This is a genomic window from Leadbettera azotonutricia ZAS-9 (genome assembly GCF_000214355.1).
In the GTDB taxonomy this organism is placed as follows: Bacteria; Spirochaetota; Spirochaetia; order Treponematales; family Breznakiellaceae; genus Leadbettera; species Leadbettera azotonutricia.
Genome location: NC_015577.1, coordinates 599,641 through 617,858 on the forward strand (window position 1 = coordinate 599,641; position 18,218 = coordinate 617,858).

Genomic DNA, 18,218 nt, shown 5'->3' on the forward strand with positions numbered 1-18,218 from the left:
AAAAGGATGTGATATGAAAAAGCCCGCCAAGCCGCTGATTGCCTTTTGTGCTTGCATACTCGTCGTGATCCTGTCCATGTGCTTTGCCGCATTGGTGCAGACCGGTTTCGGCAAGATCCGGGTGAGTACCGGTTCTTTTGAAAACATGGCGGGGGGCGTCCCCGGCAGTATAGCCTATAAACTCTATGTCCCTGCCGGGGCTGACAAGGATCATCCTGTGCCGGCAGTGCTGGTCATGCACGGCTATCAGAATGACAAGGAAACCTCCGCCGCCTACGGCATCGAGCTTGCCAGGCGGGGCATCGCAGCCCTGTCGGTGGATCTCTACGGCCATGGCGACAATTCCCTGGGTATGCGTTTCAGGGGCTGGGGCAAGGCGAAGCTCACCAACCTGGACAAAAAAGTGTCCGGCCCCCAGCGTTTTCTTATCATGATGACTTTCAGCATCCTGGACTTCTTTAAGCCTGCTATTTCGGAAGGCGTTAAGGATAGCTCCATGGGCGGCAAGGATGCCTACCGCTATCTCCAGTCCCTGGATTTTGTGGACCCGGGCAGGATCGGCATTACCGGCCATTCCATGGGAACCTGGGCATCCTGGTCTACCGGAGCGGCTTTCCCCGGCCACAAGGCAATTGTGCTGCAATGCGGGGAGCTGCTGTCTCCCGATTATTACGATGCCGCTGCCAACAAATTCAACAATGTGCTGCTGCTTCAGGCCCGGTACGACGAGTTCGACTATTTTCGGGATTACCAGAAGAATGTCATCGGCCTTGAAAAAACGCCCCTGCGGTACCGGGACTTCATGGGGCAGACTTCCCCTGTGGAATGGAACCGTACCTATGGCTCGTTTGCCGATGGCACAGCCCGCCGTATGGAGCTGCTGCAGACTAACCACCGTCTTGCCACCCACGACGGCCATGCCCTGACAACAGCCATGTACTGGTTTACCAATGCCCTGGATGTAAAGCCTTCCCTTGCCGACAGTAATCATATTTATATGATCAAGGAAGTTCTGGCGCTGCTCGCCATGCTGGCTGCCCTGGCATCCATGCTTCCCCTTTGTCTGCTTTTTGCCCGGCTGCCTTTCTTTGCGCCCATTGTGCAAGGTTTGGAAACGTCGAACTTAAAGCTGGTTTCCCCCAAAGGCAGGCGGAAAGTTGCCATTATTGCCATATTGGTAAGCGGTCTTACCTTCCCCTTCCTGGGACAGCTCGGCCATGGGCTTATGCCGGTGCCGGAAAATATTTTCCGCATGACCATAGGCAACGGCTTTATCACCTGGCTTACCTTTTTGATGCTGGTTTCCCTCTTCATGCTTTTGCACTGGTACAAAAAAGGTGAGGGCAAACGCATTGGTGCGACCCTCTACGATCTTGGACTTGGGGACAAAGCCGCGCCGGACAGGCTTAATTGGCAGGTCATAGGCAAATCGGTTTTGCTTGCTTTTATCCTGACCGGGATTATGTATATCCTGGTATGTGTCTGCGTGACGGTTTTTCAGCTGGACTTCCGGTTTATCTGGCCTTTCTTCAGGCCCTTTACGTTTAACCGGCTGGGACAATTTTTCGTTTACCTTCCCTTCTATGCCGCTTTCTTTACCGTGAACGCCGGGGTCAGGCTCTACGGTCAGCTGCGGCTGCCGGAAAAAAGTTCTCCTGCCAAAACCCAACTGGCCTGGTGGGGCTACAGTGTCTTTATCATGCTTGGGGGCGTGTTCCTTATTGTCCTTATCGAGTATATTCCCTTCTTTTTAGGCTTTGGCCCCGGCGCGGATCTGCTCTTTTCGTCCCTCTTTGGAGGGCCTTTTATGTCGGTAATGATACTGCTTATCCCGCAGTTTGCGGTTTTCTTCTTCCTCTCCACTTGGCTCTACCGCAAAACCGGCCGCATATACCTGGGCTCCTTTATTGTGGCAATACTGGCAAGCTGGGTACTGGCCGGGGGATCGGCGATGTTTTGAGTGCCATCCCAAGGGATGTACGCAATATTCATCTGTCCGCCCAGCTCACAATTTTGTATTTTGTGTTTTTAAGATTGCCTTCAAGGCAATCCATTAGATCGCAATCATAGTGCATGGTATCGATTTTTTTTAGGGTAGTTGGATAATCCAAATTTGGATTGTCTTTGCATTTCAGTTCTGCCTGCAGTTTGGTTAATTCGTCCAGGCCTTCAAAGGTGGTGATGCAGGCATGCTCTTTTGTCTGTCTATTTTGCCTCAAGTCTGCACGAACCATATCTTTTGGCATTGGCGCCCAGCCCCTTACAAAATGGAAGGCATTCCACCGCTGGTGTTCAAGCCGGGCAAGGTTATTGCGGATGGTATCTGCAATTTTTCCGTCGGCATCCCGTTCCAATTCCTCTGCCTCCCGCAATTTTTGCGCCTGTGGAAATCCGTAGACCTGCCTCCATTTTTCGCTGGCATCCTGAATTTCCGGTTTGTCATACACAAGGTCAAAGCCCATCATGTTTAGTTTTATACGGATCGAAAGGGCGGCAGAGATGTTTGATTCACGCTTGAAGTTGCCGATTTTACCCCATTTGAGGTTGATAAGTTCATCTATTTTTTCAGCCGGATCTTTAATTCCGGTACCCGCATAGTTTACGGCAATGTGCTTTGCAAGGAGGTCCATATCCCCATTCTCAATATGGTCAAAGGTAAGAATTGCATCTTCAAAACCAAAAGGTTCTATCCTGATTGCGGCTTCTCCATTGAGCACATCCTCGGCAATAATGGGGGAAAAATATTTTGTGTGGGTAAAAAGGGCTATACCTTCCTTTATGCGCTCCTCGTAGCACCGCTGGCGAAATTCCATGGCAATTTCTGCGCTTAACTGGACATCCCCTAAAGCAACAATTACCGACGAAGCGTCAGCATTTTTAACACGGTTTATTACCGTATCATACATTTCTCTTGAAAGGGCGCTGCATTCCATAAATTCAATTCTGTATTTTTCCTTTGGCGCAGGGAAATATTTTTCATTGTCCTTGTCTTCTCCACCTGCAAAAATTCCACGGCACTGGTTCATAAAGATGCTTTGACTATCTTTTATATCTTTATCAATTACCAGGGCATGGTAATCTATTCCCAGGATTTGGTTTACTGCTATGCTCTGTTTAAGGAATTCACGGTTTATTTTCCCAAAGCCTATAAAGACATGCAGAAAATCAAATGTACCTTTTACCAGAGCCTTTTCGGCGTCTATACGTTCAAGGGGAATGAATTTGGTAATAGGGTTGTCGAATAAAAAGGAACGCACGGTGATTTCGTAAGGGTTAAAAAAGCGAATCTTTCCGCCTGCATTTTCGCTAAACATAAAATGTTCCACCCTTTCAATGTTGGTATACATAATGTGGGCAGTAAAACGCAATTTTTCACCGGCGTTACCCGAAGAGGTGTTAAGATGCTCTGTTATGGTTCTGGCTATTTCAAGATTTTTAACATCATCTTCGGAAACAGCAATAAGGGTTGTTTCCTTTGAATTAAAGAAACCGGTTTTTTTAAGCAGCGCTGCACTAAATTTTCCATTGAGGACTAAAAAACCATGGCCAATATATTCTTTTTTTTCTTCCTCGCTGCCCTCATTGGGGATTATAATGGTACTGCTTCTTTGTTCAGGTGTAAGGCTTGCAAGGAGGGTTTCCTGATGGACACTCTTTCCGGCAATGATCCATCTTTTCCTGGATGAGCATTTAAGGAAGAATATGGATAAGGTGTTCCAAAGATTCTTGAGGAATAAGTGTACGGCAAACAGCACGGTACAAAGCACAGCGGAGCTAAAGCAGAGAGTGATGGCAATACTGTAGAACATCTCTTCCCTTGCCAGTGCAGACCATATCTCCCGATCCCAATAAAAACTAAACATTCTTAAAGTGATGCTAAGTATCATGCCAAAATTATAAATGCGGTCCGGGCTCTTGCCTTCACGGTAGAAATAACTAACACCCGCCCAATTGAGCATCAGTCCTGCAATAAAAACAGCGGCAAAAAATACTATACGGGGAAGCTCTTTTGTAACACCCTTTGCCGGCTTATAGAAAAAATAAAAAAAGCCCCCGAATAGGACGAGGGCGATGGCGATTAGGCTTACCAGTGTTTCTGTAATCATCGTTTTTCTCCTATTAGCTTATGCAGATCGGCAATACATTGAACTACCTTCACCGTATCAGGATGATCTTTGCCAAGAACTTTTTCAAAAATGGCAAGGGCTTTTTGGTGGAATTCCAGCGCCTTTTCATGGTTTCCCATGCGGCCGTATGCCACGCCTATGTTGCTATACGATGATGCGGTAGAAGGATGCTCAGGGACAAGAACTTTTTCCCTAATGGCAAGGGCTTTTTGGTGGAATTCCAGCGCCTTTTCATGGTTTCCCATGTCGCTGTATTCCACGCCTATGTTGTTATACGATGATGCGATAGAAGGATGCTCAGGGACAAGAACTTTTTCCCTAATGGCAAGGGCTTTTTGGTGGAATTCCAGCGCCTTTTCATGGTTTCCCATGTCGCTGTATTCCACGCCTATGTTGTTATACGATGATGCGATAGAAGGATGCTCAGGGACAAGAACTTTTTCCTCAATGGCAAGGGCTTTTTGGTGGAATTCCAGCGCCTTTTCATGGTTTCCCATGCGGCTGTATGCCGCGCCTATGTTGCCATACGATAATGCGGTATCAGGATGCTCAGGGACAAGAACTTTTTCCCTAATGGCAAGGGCTTTTTGGGAGAATTCCAGCGCCTTTTCATGGTTTCCCATGTTGCCGTATTCCACGCCTATGTTGCTATACGATGATGCGGTAGAAGGATGCTCAGGGACAAGAACTTTTTCCCTAATGGCAAGGGCTTTTTGGTGGAATTCCAGCGCCTTTTCATGGTTTCCCATGCGGCTGTATGTCCCGCCTATGTTGTTATACGATGATGCGGTATCAGGATGCTCAGGGACAAGAACTTTTTCCCTAATGGCAAGGGCTTTTTGGGAGAATTCCAGCGCCTTTTCATGGTTTCCCATGTCGCCGTATTCCACGCCTATGTTGTTATACGATGATGCGATAGAAGGATGCTCAGGGACAAGAACTTTTTCCTCAATGGCAAGGGCTTTTTGGTGGAATTCCAGCGCCTTTTCATGGTTTCCCATGCGGCTGTATGCCGCGCCTATGTTGCCATACGATAATGCGGTATCAGGATGCTCAGGGACAAGAACTTTTTCCCTAATGGCAAGGGCTTTTTGGTGGAATTCCAGCGCCTTTTCATGGTTTCCCATGCGGCTGTATGTCCCGCCTATGTTGTTATACGATGATGCGGTATCAAGATGCTCAGGGACAAGAACTTTTTCCCTAATGGCAAGGGCTTTTTGGGAGAATTCCAGCGCCTTTTCATGGTTTCCCATGTCGCTGTATGCCATGCCTATGTTGCTATACGATAATGCGGTATCAGGATGCTCAGGGACAAGAACTTTTTCAAAAATGGCAAGGGCTTTTTGGTGGAATTCCAGCGCCTTTTCATGGTTTCCCATGTCGCTGTATGTCCCGCCTATGTTGTTATACGATGATGCGGTATCAGGATGCTCAAGGCCAAGAACTTTTTCCCTAATGGCAAGGGCTTTTTGGTGGAATTCCAGCGCCTTTTCATGGTTTCCCATGCCGCCGTATGCCCCGCCTATGTTGCCATACGATAATGCGGTATCAGGATGCTCAGGGACAAGAACTTTTTCCCTAATGGCAAGGGCTTTTTGGTGGAATTCCAGCGCCTTTTCATGGTTTCCCATGTTGCCGTATGCCACGCCTATGTTGCTATACGATGATGCGGTAGAAGGATGCTCAGGGACAAGAACTTTTTCCTCAATGGCAAGGGCTTTTTGGTGGAATTCCAGCGCCTTTTCATGGTTTCCCATGCGGCTGTATATAATGCCTATGTTGTTATACAATGATGCGGTATTGGGATGCTCAGGGACAAGAACTTTTTTACAAATGGCAAGGGCTTTTTGGTGGAATTCCAGTGCCAGAACGTAATCCGCCAATACATTACTGACAAAATTCCCAATATCATTGTAGTAGTACCTTATAGCTTCTCTATCTGTACCGTCTTTTTCAAGATCAAGATATTTTGCCGGCGAATACTTTTCCTTATTCTCCTTCTGCAAAGCATGCCAGTATTCTCCCAGCTCATATTCATTCTTTCTATAGATATAATCAAACACATCAAAATCAAGCAGGAAAGCGTACATTTTGTCCCATTCTTTTAGATCAAAATACTGGCGGGACAGTTCATCAGACTTTCGGTTAGAAGCAATATCAGAAGCTGTTTCCATGTAGGAAACGATGCGGCGGCGGTATTCCTCTCCGCCGTCTTTCATGCGCTTTGTAACGGCCTCTTGTATAAACCAATTATCGAATACGATAAGCCCATTTCGTTTGGAAAGATGCCCGGACATTCCGTTATATAGCTGCGACCAGTAGAGCGGGGCGGCTTTGGTTATCCCCAAAATCTCAGACTCGCTTAAACCGGCGCGGGAAGATACTAATAACCCAAGGACTTCACCGGTAAAATTCGGTATACTGTGGCCGTCTTTGTTGCGGGCATCACAGTACGTTTTTTCCAGGCGGTCAACAACCATGTCGTAGAAGTCTTCCAAATTCTGTGCAGAAAGATAAACGTTAAGACGGGCGTCAATTTCCTCGTGTACCCCGAAGACCCGAAGCTCGTCCAAAAGCACCCGCAGGGCAAGGGTGTTTTCACTTTCCTTGTCCCGGATAATGCGCTCAATTTGTTCGGGTTTTAGCTTCTTTGCATAAGACGCAAGATAATCGGTGATGAGGGTTTTCCGCTCTTCCATCGGGAGGGTTTCAACTTCGATACAGGGGTAGTTCCGGCGTTTGAAGACCTCCATGGTTTTGTCATCCGGTTGTGTGGAAAAAACAACATGTACATTCGGGGGAAAGGCAGGGAGCCAGTTGAGAAGCTTCGCGTTGTCAATATCAGCAAGTTTATCCATGCCGTCAAGGACCAGGATAAGTTTTTCCTTTTTCGCCGCTGTCCAGAGCAGGTTTTGTAGATTATCTTTAAGGTTATCGGCCCCCTTTGGCGCATCGCTATCCATGCGATCTTCATCAGGGGGAAGCCCGGTGATTTGCGTAATTTCGTTGATGAGGCGTTCGCTTATTTTGCGGTAATCACCTTCGGAAATGGAATTGCCGATAAAATGATACACAATTTTATCGTGTTGTTTCTTCCTGCGCTGTATCCAGTTGGCGATAAGGGCGCTTTTCCCCATGCCCCTTTTCCCGGTAACTACCATGGTTCGGTCCGCTTCTTCCCCTGACGCATTTGCAAAATCGTCCAGCTTCTGCAGGGTATCCCCATTGGGAACATACACATTGGTGCGGCTTTTTAAGAAGGCTTTCTGTTCCAGCCGTTCTTTTTCAAGAAGCGACAGGGCGCCCTGGGGCCAGAGTGTATCTACCAGGGTTTTGAAATCCTTTTCAATCATTTCGCCTAGGTTTTCAATAGAACGGTAATCCTTTACTGGGTAGTCTTTCTTTTTACGCAATGTTTTTTTAAGGGCGGAAAGTTTCTTCTTCGCAGGGCTTCCCCTATCTTCTCTAAATTCAGCGGGGGTTTCCATTTCAGGGGAACGGAAATAAAAATAGGCGTTTATTTTTTCTTTTATCCGCAGTACCCCCTGCTGGATTTCCATTTCGGTGATACTGGCGCCTTTGTCCAGTTCACCGCCTACCCAGGGGTATTCCGTAAAAACACCGGTGTTGTCTCTTATCAGGCGGCGCTCCTCAGGGGAAGGAACCCAACCGTAGCGTTCCCCTAAAAGGCCGATAAAAAAAGGAGTGGTTTTTTCAATTTCCTTTAGGCAAATATCCACAACCTTTCCCTGTTTTGACTCCTCTTCGCTGATGCCCCAGCGGAGGTCAAGCTCAAGAAAGGAGATGTCCCGCTCTTCGCAGTAGCGGCGAATGGAGGGGAATATCTTCATCACAAGGTAATCCCGCTCGGCCTGCATGTCCCGGAATGTTGACGAGATGAACACACGGATCTGGCGTTCTTCGATTTGGTTTGTTTTTCTTGCATCGGTCATCTTTTACACCCCCTAACAATTTACCCAATACCAAACGATAGCCATCTGTTATTAGTATCGCCGAATTAACGGCCCTTAACTAATGAATTAAGTTCGTTGAAGGCGTTGTCTATTTCTTTTTTCCTATAGTTCAGTCCAAGGTAGCCCGGCCTTCCCCAGGGCTAGCCTTTAATCCCGCAGCCGCCGTTCAAAAATGGCATCGTCTATGTCATCAATAACTTACTCAGAACATCTCCCTGATATGCAAGCCCCGCATTGACACTAAATACATTCAATACGGCGAATTCTTCCCTATCCATATTGACAACACTTTATATTATCAATAATTCTCTGGCAAGCCGTTTTCAATTAACATCAGGTAAGCCCGTTCCGTTCGGCAAGGTACTCCGACATGCCGTTGTATAATTGAGACCATGAGAGCGGATCGGCGCCGCTTATCCCCAAAATTTCAGGCGCGCTTAAACCGGCGCGGGAAGGCGGGGAGCCAGTCGAGGAGTTTTGCATTGTCCGTATCATCAATATTTTCCATGCCCTCAAGGACCAGAATCAGTTTTTTTTTCGCCGCAGCCCAGAGCAGGTTTTGCAGATTTTCTGTAAGTGCATCGGCTCCCATTGGCGCATCTCCATCCAGGATGGACAGGTCCCCCTCAGGGGGAAGCTAGGTATTACCTGTTAGCTTATGCAGATCGGCTATTCGTTGAAATACCTGCACCGTATCAGGATGATCTTTGCCCAAAAACCTTTTCCTGAATGGCAAGGGCTTTTTTATTAAATTTCAACGCCTCTTCTTTGTTTCCCAGGTCTCTGTATACCAGGCCGAGGTTGCTATACGATGCTGCAGTAGCAGAATGCTCAAAGCCAAAAACTTTTTCCCTAATAGCAAGGGCTTTTTGGAAGAATTCCAGCGCCTCCTTATAATTTCCCATGGCGCCGTATATTAGGCCTATGTTGTTATAGGAATCTGCAGTAGAAGGATGCTCAAAACCAAAAACTTTTTCGTGAATGGCAAGGGTTTTTTGAAAGAATTCCAGCGCCTTTTCATTGTTTCCCATGTCCCGGTATACCGCGCCTATGGTGGTATAGGATGTTGCAGTATCGGGGTGCTCAAGGCCAAGAACTTTTTCCTGAATGGCAAGAGCTTTTTGGTAGAATTCCAGTGTTTTTTCTTTGTTTCGCATGTCGCTGTATACCATGCCTATATTGTTATAGGCTCTTGCAGTATCAGGATGATTAAGACCAAGAACCTTTTCCCGAATGACAAGGACTTTTTGGTAGAATTCCAGCGTCTTTTCATAGTTTCCCATGACATGGTATGTTATGCCTATGCTGTTATACGATGCTGCAGTATCAAGATGTTCAAGGCCAAAAACTTTTTCGTGAATGGCAAGGGTTTTTTGAAAGAATTCCAGCGCCTTTTCATAGTTTCCCATGCTCCAATATACCCCGCCTATGCTGTAATACGATGCTGCAGTACGATTATGTCCAAGGCCAAAAACTTTTTCGAAAACAACAAGGGCTTTTTGATGGAATTCAAGCGCCCTTTCATTGTTTCCCATGTCGCTGTATACCACGCCTATGTTGTAATACTCTGCTGCAGTATAAGGATGCTCAGGACCATTAACTTTTTCACTAATAGCAAGGGATTTTTGGTAAAATTCCAGTGCCTTTTCTTTATTTCCCAAATTGTTGTATACCGATCCTATGGCATCATAGGCTGCCGCATGAGAAGGATGCCCAAGGCCAAAAACTTTTTCCCGAATGACAAGAGCTTTTTGGTAGAATTCCAGTGCCTTTCCGTGGTTTCCCATGGCTTCGTATATCACGCCTATGTTGCTATACGATCCGGCAGTATCAAGATGCTCAAGGCCAAATATTTTTTCCTTACTGGCAATGGCTTTTTGGTAGAATTCCAACGCCTTCTCATTGTTTCCCATGGTGCGGTATATCACACCGATGTTGTTATAGGATCCTGCGGTATCAGGATGTTCAGAGCCAAGAACTTTTTCCTGAATGACAAGGGCTTTTTGGTAGAATTCCAACCCCGTCTCTTTGTTTTCCATATTAAGGTATACCGACCCTATGTTATTATATGCTGTTGCAGTAGAAGGGTGCTCAGGGCCAAAAATCTTTCCCCTGATGGCAATGTCTTTTTGGAAGAATTCCAGAGCCCTTTCATAGTTTTTCATATCCCGGTATACCAAAGCTACGCTGTTATACGAATCTACGACAGAGGGATGATTAAGGCCAAAAACTTTTTCTCTAATGGCAAGGGCCCTTAGAAAGAATTCCAGCGCCTTTTCATAATTTCCCATGTTCCTGCATTCCAGACCTATGTTGAAATAGGATGTTGCAGTATTGGGGTGCTCAAGGCCAAAAACTTTTTCATAAATCTCAAGGGATTTTTGGTGGAATTCCAGCGCCTTTTCATTATTCCTCATGCCCCCATATACCACGCCCATATTGTTATAGGATGCTGCAGTATCGAGGTGTCCAAGACCCAGAATTTTTTCCCTAATTACAAGGGCTTTTTGGTAAAAATCCAGAGCCTTTTCATTGTTTCCCCTGATGTAGTATACATCGCCTATGCTGGCATAGGATGCTGCAGTATCAGGATGCTCAAGACCAAAAACTTTTTCATAAACGTCAAGGGCTTTTTGGTAGAATTCCAGTGCTTTTTCATAGTTTCTCATCCTGTTGTATACCACGCCTATGTTGTTATAGGATGCTGCAGTATTAGGATGCTCAAGCCCCAGAACTTTTTCCCTAACGGTAAGAGCCCTTTGGAAGAATTCCAACGCCTTTTCATTGTTTCCCCTGATGTAGTATACCTCACCTATGCTGGCATAGGATGCTGCAGTATCAGGATGCTCAAGCCCCAGAACTTTTTCCCTAACGGTAAGAGCCCTTTGGTAGAATTCCAGCGCTTTTTCATAGTTTCTCACCCTGTTGTATATCACGCCTATGGTGTTATAGGATATTGCGGTAGAAGGATGTCTAGGGCCAAAATATTGTTCCCTGACGGCAAGGGATTTTTGGTAGAATTCCAGCGCCTTTTCATAGTTTCCCATGCTCCAATATACCAGGCCCATGTTGTCATACGATCCTATTTTATCAGGATGCTCAAGGCCAAGAGTTTTTTCCTGAATAGCAAGGGCTTTTTGGTGGGATTCCAACGCTTTTTCACGGTTTCCCATTTCCCTGTATACCAAGCCAATGTTGTTATACGATCCCGCAGTAGAAGGATGCTCAAGTCCAAATGCTTTTTCCCTGATAACAAGGGCCTTTTTTTGAACATAAAGTGCCGTTTCATGGTTTCCCATGTCTCTGAATACCATTCCGATGCTGTCATACGATAATGCAGTACCAGGATGCTCAGGACCAAAGACTTTTTCCTTAATTGCAAGAGCTCTTTGTAAGTATTGCCGCGCCTTTTCTTTGTTTCCCATATCACTGTATACCAAGCCTATGTTGGTATAGGATGCTGCAGTTTCAGGATGCTCAGATCCAAGAACTTTTTCCCGAATGGTAAGAACTTTTTGATGGATTTCCAGCGCCTTTTCATGGTTTCCCATTTTCCAATATACCACGCCAATGTTGTTATAGGAGGCTGCAGTATCAGGATGTTCAGCGCCAAAAACTTTTTCCCTAATGACGATAGCTTTTTGTAAGAATTCCCGCGCCTTTTCATAGCTTCCCATGCCGCTGTATACCAAGCCTATGTTGGTATAGGATGCTGCAGTTTCAGGATGCTCAGGACTAAGAACGTTTTCTTTAATGGCAAGAGATTTTTGAGAGAATTCCAGGGCTAAAACATAATCCCCCAATACTTTAATGATAAAAACTCCAATATCATTGTAGTATCCACTAATAGCTTTTCTATCTATATGGCCATCATCGAGGTCAAGATACTTTGCAGGCGAATACTTTTCCTTGTTCTCCTTTTGCAAGGCGCGCCAGTATTCCCCCAGCTCATATTCATCCTTTATATTGATATAATCAAAAACCGTAAAATCAAGCAGGAAGGCATAGAGTTTGTCCCATTCTTTTAGCGCAAAATACTGGTATGGCAGTTCATCACACTTCCGCTTGAAGGAAATATCAGGGGTGGTTTCCATGTAGGAAACGATATGGCGGCGATATTCCTCCTTGCCGTTTTTCAGGCGCCTTGTAACTGTCTCTTGTATAAACTGGTTGTCAAATAGTATGAGCCCGTTCCGTTTGGCAAGATGCCCGGACATACCGTTGTATAACTGCGACCAATAGAGCGGAGCGGCACCGGTTATCTCCAAAATCTCAGACTCGCTTAAACCGGCGCGGGAAGACGCCAAGAACGCGAGGACATCACCCGCAAAGCTTTTGCTATCACCGGAGGCGGCGGTGTAGGTTTTTTCTATACGGTCAATGACCTTGCCGTAGAAGCTTTCCAAATCCGGCGCGGTAAGATAGTTGTCAATGCGGGCGTCAATTTCCTCATGCACCCCAAAGACCCGCAGTTCGTCCAAAAGTGTCCGCAGGGCAAGAGTGTTTTCACTTTCCTTGTACTGAACAATGCGCTCAATTTGATCGGGCCTTAACTTCTTTGCATAAGACGCTAGATAATCGGTGATGAGGGTTTTCCGCTCTTCCACCGTAAGAGCCTCAATTGCGATATTGGGGTAGTTCTGGCGTTTGAAGACCTCCATGGTTTTATCTCCGGCTTTGGTGGAAAAAATAACCCGTAGATCCGGCGGGAAGGCGGGGAGCCAGTTAAGGAATTTCGTATTGTCGATATCGTCAAGTTTGTCCATGCCGTCAAGGACCAATATCAGTTTTTCCTTTTCTGCCGCTGTCCAGAGCAGGTTTTGCAGTGTTTCTGTCAGCTTATCTTCCTTGGGCGTTTCCTCAAGCGGCAGAAGCCCGCAGATTTCGATAATACCGTTGATCAGGTATTTTATTATTTTGCGGTAATCTCCTTCGGAACTTGAATTGCCGATAAAGTGATACACAATTTTATCGTGCTGCTTCTCCCTGCGCTGTATCCAATTGGCGATAAGGGCGCTTTTCCCCATGCCCCTTTTTCCGGTAACTACCAGAAACCGGTCTGCCGTTTCCTCTGGTGCGTTTACAAAATCGTCAAGTTTCTGCGGGGCATCTCCGCTGGGGACATAGACTTTGGTACGGCTCTTTAAAAAGGATTTCTGTTCCAGCCGTTCTTTTTCAAAAGCAGAAATCGCCCCTTGCGGCCAGAGCTTATCAACAAGGGCCTTAAAGTTCTTTTCAATCATTTCGCCTAAGTTTTCAATAGAACGGTAGTCCTTCACCGGGTAGTCTTGCTGCTCCTGCAGCGTTTTTTTAAGAGAGGCGAGTTTTTTCTCCTCATGGCTCCCAGTCTTTTCCCTGAATTCGGCCTTTGTTTCCATTTCTGGAGAACGGAAATAAAAATAGGCGTTTATTTTTTCTTTTATCCGCAACACCCCCTGCTGGATTTCCATTTCGGTAATACTGGCGCCTTTGTCCAGTTCACCGCCTACCCAGGGGTATTCCGTAAAAACACCGGTGTTTTCTCCTATCAGGCGGCGCTCCTCAGGGGAAGGAACCCAGCCGTAGCGCTCCCCTAAAAGGCCGATAAAAAAGGGGGTGGTCTTTTCAATTTCCTTTAGGCATATATCCACAACCTTCCCCTGTTTTGACTCCTCTTCGCTGATTCCCCAGCGGAGGTCAAGCTCAAGAAAGGAAATATCCCGATCTTCGCAATAGCGGCGAATGGAGGGGAATATCTTCATCACAAGGTAATCCCGCTCGGCCTGCATATCACGGAATGTGGACGAGATGAATACACGGATCTGGCGTTCTTCGATTTGGTTTGTTGGCATAGTCACTACCTTTTATAGCATTATGTCGCACCCGGATACATCCCAACTGATGTACGCAATTTTCATCTGTTCAGGACGCGAGGTTAAGACTCTTTAGAAATTCTTCCCAATCCCCGCCAGTTTCTATCTTGAAAAAGCTCATGCCCGCTGCCGCTGCTCCTGCCCCGTCGCTGTCCTCCCGGTCGCCTACAACCAGCGTTTCCTTGGGAGGGACATTCATTGCCTCTGCGATGGACAGGAAGGGCCGGGCTGCCGGCTTCTGGGCGCCGAAATTTTCGGGGCCGAATATCAAGCCGCAGCTTTCCGGGTTCAGGCCCAGGGAATGCAGGCGTTCTGCCACCATGGGATAATCGGAATAGACGGCGAATTTCAGCCCTTTGCGGGCGAGTGTTTTGAACAGTTCGGGCAGCCCCGGCCGATGCTGGTAATGCTTTTTTAAAACCTTGCACATCCGCGGCATAAAGGAATCAAAGTACCAGGAGCGGAGGAAGGGCTCCGGTTTACGGGTGGCCAAAGACAGGCGGGAAAGAAACTCATGGTAATAAGTTTCGCTCCCGCCGTAATCGCATCCTGCCAGGGACTTCCGGGTTTTGCGTTCAGCCAGAAGGAGGGGAGCCTCCCAGGGGCAAGCCAAAACAAGCCGCGCGCCGATATGCCTGGAATCGTACAGGGTTCCGTCAAGATCGAAGATAAATCCCCGAACCCCGTCAAGCGGCTTTACCGTACCAGTTCCTTGAACAGGGCGTGGCGTTTTTCATCCTGCATGAGGAGGTTTACCTTGAACTGGCCATCCCGGTAGCCTTTGTCGATGCAGGTAGCTTTGAACTTTTCAAAGGATTCGTTCACCAGAAGTGCAGTCTCCGGGTATTTGAGGCGGTTCGAAGAACGCTTGGACTCGTACTCAATATTGTACTTTTTAAGGTACTCGTCCAGGACCTGGGTAAAGTTCTCGGCTTTTTCCTGGGTGATATCGGCGTTGACAAATTCGTAGTAGAACCGGTAGGTCGGCTTGGTCACATCGGCAAAACCGATAAAGAAGGCTACCCGGTTGCCTGTGTCCCGTTCCGCATCATGCACTGCTTCGATAAACTGGGTCTCGTGGAGTTTCTCGCCCGTAAGGTTTACTGTGCCGTTCACCTTCTGGATCAGCTTGAGTGTGGGGAATTGGTTGACAAAACCGGTGATTTCAATCAGGTCGTTCATATTGTACCGGTACAGCCCTGCGGAGGTGGTCACGATCATGCAGTAGCGCTGGCCCCGTTTCACTTCGTACATCTGGTAGATGCGGGGGTTTTCGCTTTCCAGCTCCGACTCATGGATAAATTCAATATACACCTTGTTGCCAAAAATAACGGTGTCCGGGCAATTGCTTTTAAGCACAATTCCGGGCCTGCATTCGGTGGAATTGTAGCCCATTTCATGGAACACACAGCTTTCGGGGAAGGAATCCCGCACTTTTTTGAAGAACACCTCGGTGTTGCCGCAAAACCAGGTGTTGACTGCCTGCATATTGGGCCAGTAATGCCTGGGCATTACATTTCCGTGCCGCACCCTTAAGGCGCGCAGTTCATCCGCCCGCTTCGGGTTCGGTTTGAGCCTCGCTTCCACGGCTTTGCGGATTTCATCGGAGATGGGGAATTTTTGGCTCAGGGTTCCTTGTTCAATGTCCTCTACGTAATCATCATAGAATTCATTGGCGTTGTTCTGCATTTCCACCAGAGTACTGGGATTTGCGGTGATGATCAGGGTACAATCCTGTTCGATGCCCATCCGCATGATCGTATAATACCGGGCCTTGTAATCGGTGATGCCGAAAACATCCGCCGGAGCGGTGTGGAGTACCTTCATGAATTTAGGGATATCGCGCTGGCCGATTCCCCCGACAGAACCGTATACTGTCCCATCCGGGGCAGCCCCTTCTATGGCTTTGCCCACGATGGAAAGGGTCTTGCCGTAAAACACCTTGGGCTTGTTCATGACCATGCCGTAAAACCAAAGCTGGTTCATCACCTTGTATACTTCCTGGTAGTACTGCTCGGTGATAGGTATCCATTTGGGTTCCTTGGTAGTGCCGCTGGTGGTGGCGTACATCTTTGGCTTGCCGGGGAACAGGATATTCGCCTCCCCATGCTTGTGCCGCTCGATATAGGGCTTGAAGTTTTCGTAATCGCCGATGGGCACTTCTTTCCTGTACCGTTCAAACAGATCCAATGCGGTGGTTGCTTCAAGAATGGTGTCAAAATGATGTTCCTTGCCGTACACCGTATCCCGTGCTGTGGTAAGGAAGCCGCGCAAGGTCTGTTCCTGGGATCGTATAGCGTTTTTGGACGCCTTCGTCATCTTCCCGATGCCAACCTTGCCAATGATAGTCAGTGCCAAGCGGATTAACCACCAGCCTTTCACTTTCTTTATAGCCATATAGTACTCCTTTAATCCTTGTTCTCCATGTATCAGATCTACCGTACCAGTTCCTTGAACAGGGCGTGCCGTTTTTCATCCTGCATAAGAAGATTAACCTTAAATTGACCGTCACGGTAGCCCTTGTCGATGCAGGTTGCCTTGAACTTTTCGAAGGACTCGTTCACCAAAAGGGCAGTCTCGGGCTGCTTGAGCCGGTTCGATGCGCGCTTTGACTCGTATTCGATGTTGTACTTTTTCAGGTATTCATCCAGGACCCGGGTAAAGTTCTCGGCCTTTTCCTGGGTAATGTCGTGATTGACAAATTCGTAGTAGAATCGGTAGGTGGGCTTGGTCACATCCGCGAAGCCCACGAAGAAAGCCACCCTGTTGCCCGTGTCCCGTTCCGCTGCGTGCACCGCTTCGATAAACTGCCGCTCGTGGAGCTTTTCGCCGGTGATGTTCACCGTGCCGTTCACCTTCTGGATCAGCTTGAGGGTAGGGAATTGATTTATGAACCCGGTAATTTCAATCAGATCGTTCATGTTGTACCGGTACAGCCCTGCGGAGGTGGTCACAATCAGGCAGTACCGTTCGCCTTTTTTCACCTCGTACATCTGGTAGACCCGAGGATTTTCGCTTTCCAGTTCCGATTCATGGACAAATTCGACATATACCTTGTGGCCGAAAACGACCGTATCCGGGGTATTGCTTTTCAGCACAATGCCGGGCCGACATTCTGTGGCAAAGTAGCCAAATTCATGGAAAACGCAGGTCTTGGGGAAGGAATCTTTGACCTTCTCCAGGAATATCCCGGTGTTGCCGCAAAACCAGACATTGACTGCCTGCATATTGGGCCAGTAATGCCTGGGAAGGACATTCCCATACTGGGCCTTTAAGCGCCGCAGTTCCGCTGCCCGTTCCGGGTTCGGCTTGAGACGCTCCGCCAGGACTGCGCGGATTTCGTCGGGGATGGGGAATTTCCGGCTCAGGGTTCCCTTTTCAATATCCTCTACATAGTCGTCATAAAATTCATTGGCGTTGTTCTGCATTTCTACCAGGGTGCTGGGATTGGCGGTGATGATCAGGGTGCAGTCCTGCTCAATGCCCATGCGCATAATTGTATAATACCTGGCCTTGTAATCGGCGATGTTGAAAATATCCGCCGGCGCGGGGTGCAGCACCTTCATAAAGCCGGGAATGTCCCGCTGGGAGATGCCGGAAATAGAGCCAAAAACTGTCCCGTCCGGGGCCGCCCCTTCTGTGGCCTTGCCCACGATGGAAAGGGTCTTGCCGTAGAACACCTTGGGTTTGTTGGTGATCATGGCGTAGAACCAGAGCTGGTTCATCACCTTATACACTTCCTGATAGTACCGCTCGGTGATAGGTATCCATTTGGGTTCCTTGGTTGTGCCGCTGGTGGTTGCGTACATCTTGGGCTTGCCGGGGAACAGGACGCCCGCCTCGCCCTGCTTGTGCCGCTCCACGTAAGGCCGGAGATCTTCGTAATCATTGATGGAAACTTCTTTCCGGTACCGCTCGAACAAATCCTGGGGGCTGGACGCCGCAAGAACCTCATCAAAATGATGCTCCTTGCCGTAAACCGTATCTTTTGATGCGCTAAGGATATTGCGAAGGGTCTGTTCCTGGGCTTTTATGGCATTCTTCGAAGCCTTCTTAAGCTCCCCGATGCCCTTTTTCCCAACAATAGTCAGTGCAAGGCGGATTAGCCACCAGCCCTTCACCTTCTTTATGCCCATATACGCACTCCTTTGCAAAGAATTAGTGATACTGTTTACATATATAATATCCAAATTCGCATGATATTCAAGGTCTCGGCATGGCTGCGTCAATAAGCCCTGGTTTAAGCCTGTAGAAGGGTTGATTGT

Annotated in this window: 8 protein-coding genes; 1 reads left to right on the forward strand and 7 read right to left on the reverse strand. The window is 47.6% G+C overall.

Annotation, left to right across the window (positions count from 1 at the left end; genetic code table 11):
* Positions 1 to 13 precede the first annotated feature (13 nt).
* The gene (locus TREAZ_RS02730; protein ID WP_015710264.1) at positions 14 to 1,960 is read left to right on the forward strand and encodes an alpha/beta hydrolase; all 1,947 of its coding nucleotides are present in this window, start codon (positions 14 to 16) and stop codon (positions 1,958 to 1,960) included.
* 28 nt (positions 1,961 to 1,988) lie between these two features.
* Here the strand turns inward: TREAZ_RS02730 and TREAZ_RS02735 are convergent, their stop codons facing one another.
* The 7 genes from TREAZ_RS02735 to TREAZ_RS02760 all read right to left on the reverse strand — a co-directional run bounded on the left by TREAZ_RS02735 (position 1,989) and on the right by TREAZ_RS02760 (position 18,089).
* Positions 1,989 to 4,106 (reverse strand): YfiM family lipoprotein, encoded by a 2,118-nt coding sequence (locus TREAZ_RS02735; RefSeq protein WP_015710265.1) that lies wholly within the window; start codon positions 4,104 to 4,106, stop codon positions 1,989 to 1,991.
* Positions 4,103 to 8,080, reverse strand: a complete 3,978-nt coding sequence (locus tag TREAZ_RS17225; protein ID WP_015710266.1) for a tetratricopeptide repeat protein — start codon at positions 8,078 to 8,080, stop codon at positions 4,103 to 4,105. Before TREAZ_RS17225 ends, TREAZ_RS02735 begins: the two co-directional genes overlap by 4 nt.
* A gap of 448 nt (positions 8,081 to 8,528) precedes the next feature.
* Positions 8,529 to 8,693, reverse strand: coding sequence for a hypothetical protein (locus tag TREAZ_RS18190; protein ID WP_015710267.1), 165 nt, complete (start codon positions 8,691 to 8,693; stop codon positions 8,529 to 8,531).
* A 103-nt stretch (positions 8,694 to 8,796) separates the two neighbouring features.
* Positions 8,797 to 13,932, reverse strand: coding sequence for a tetratricopeptide repeat protein (locus tag TREAZ_RS02745; protein ID WP_015710268.1), 5,136 nt, complete (start codon positions 13,930 to 13,932; stop codon positions 8,797 to 8,799).
* Between the two features lie 70 nt (positions 13,933 to 14,002).
* Entirely contained in the window at positions 14,003 to 14,623 is a 621-nt protein-coding gene (locus tag TREAZ_RS17230) for an HAD family hydrolase (protein WP_083820227.1), read from the reverse strand.
* Between the two features lie 26 nt (positions 14,624 to 14,649).
* Positions 14,650 to 16,350, reverse strand: a complete 1,701-nt coding sequence (locus TREAZ_RS02755) for a GH3 auxin-responsive promoter family protein (protein WP_015710270.1) — start codon at positions 16,348 to 16,350, stop codon at positions 14,650 to 14,652.
* Positions 16,351 to 16,388: 38 nt separating this feature from the next.
* Positions 16,389 to 18,089 (reverse strand): GH3 auxin-responsive promoter family protein, encoded by a 1,701-nt coding sequence (locus TREAZ_RS02760; protein WP_015710271.1) that lies wholly within the window; start codon positions 18,087 to 18,089, stop codon positions 16,389 to 16,391.
* Positions 18,090 to 18,218: the final 129 nt, after the last annotated feature.

What these genes read in the sequence shown, in the direction of transcription:
- TREAZ_RS02730 (WP_015710264.1), top strand. Translation starts at nt 14, where the DNA reads ATGAAAAAGCCCGCCAAGCCGCTGATTGCCTTTTGTGCTTGCATACTC.
- TREAZ_RS18190 (WP_015710267.1), bottom strand. Translation starts at nt 8,693, where the DNA reads ATGGGAGCCGATGCACTTACAGAAAATCTGCAAAACCTGCTCTGGGCT.
- TREAZ_RS17225 (WP_015710266.1), bottom strand. Translation starts at nt 8,080, where the DNA reads ATGACCGATGCAAGAAAAACAAACCAAATCGAAGAACGCCAGATCCGT.
- TREAZ_RS02755 (WP_015710270.1), bottom strand. Translation starts at nt 16,350, where the DNA reads ATGGCTATAAAGAAAGTGAAAGGCTGGTGGTTAATCCGCTTGGCACTG.
- TREAZ_RS02760 (WP_015710271.1), bottom strand. Translation starts at nt 18,089, where the DNA reads ATGGGCATAAAGAAGGTGAAGGGCTGGTGGCTAATCCGCCTTGCACTG.
- TREAZ_RS02735 (WP_015710265.1), bottom strand. Translation starts at nt 4,106, where the DNA reads ATGATTACAGAAACACTGGTAAGCCTAATCGCCATCGCCCTCGTCCTA.
- TREAZ_RS02745 (WP_015710268.1), bottom strand. Translation starts at nt 13,932, where the DNA reads ATGCCAACAAACCAAATCGAAGAACGCCAGATCCGTGTATTCATCTCG.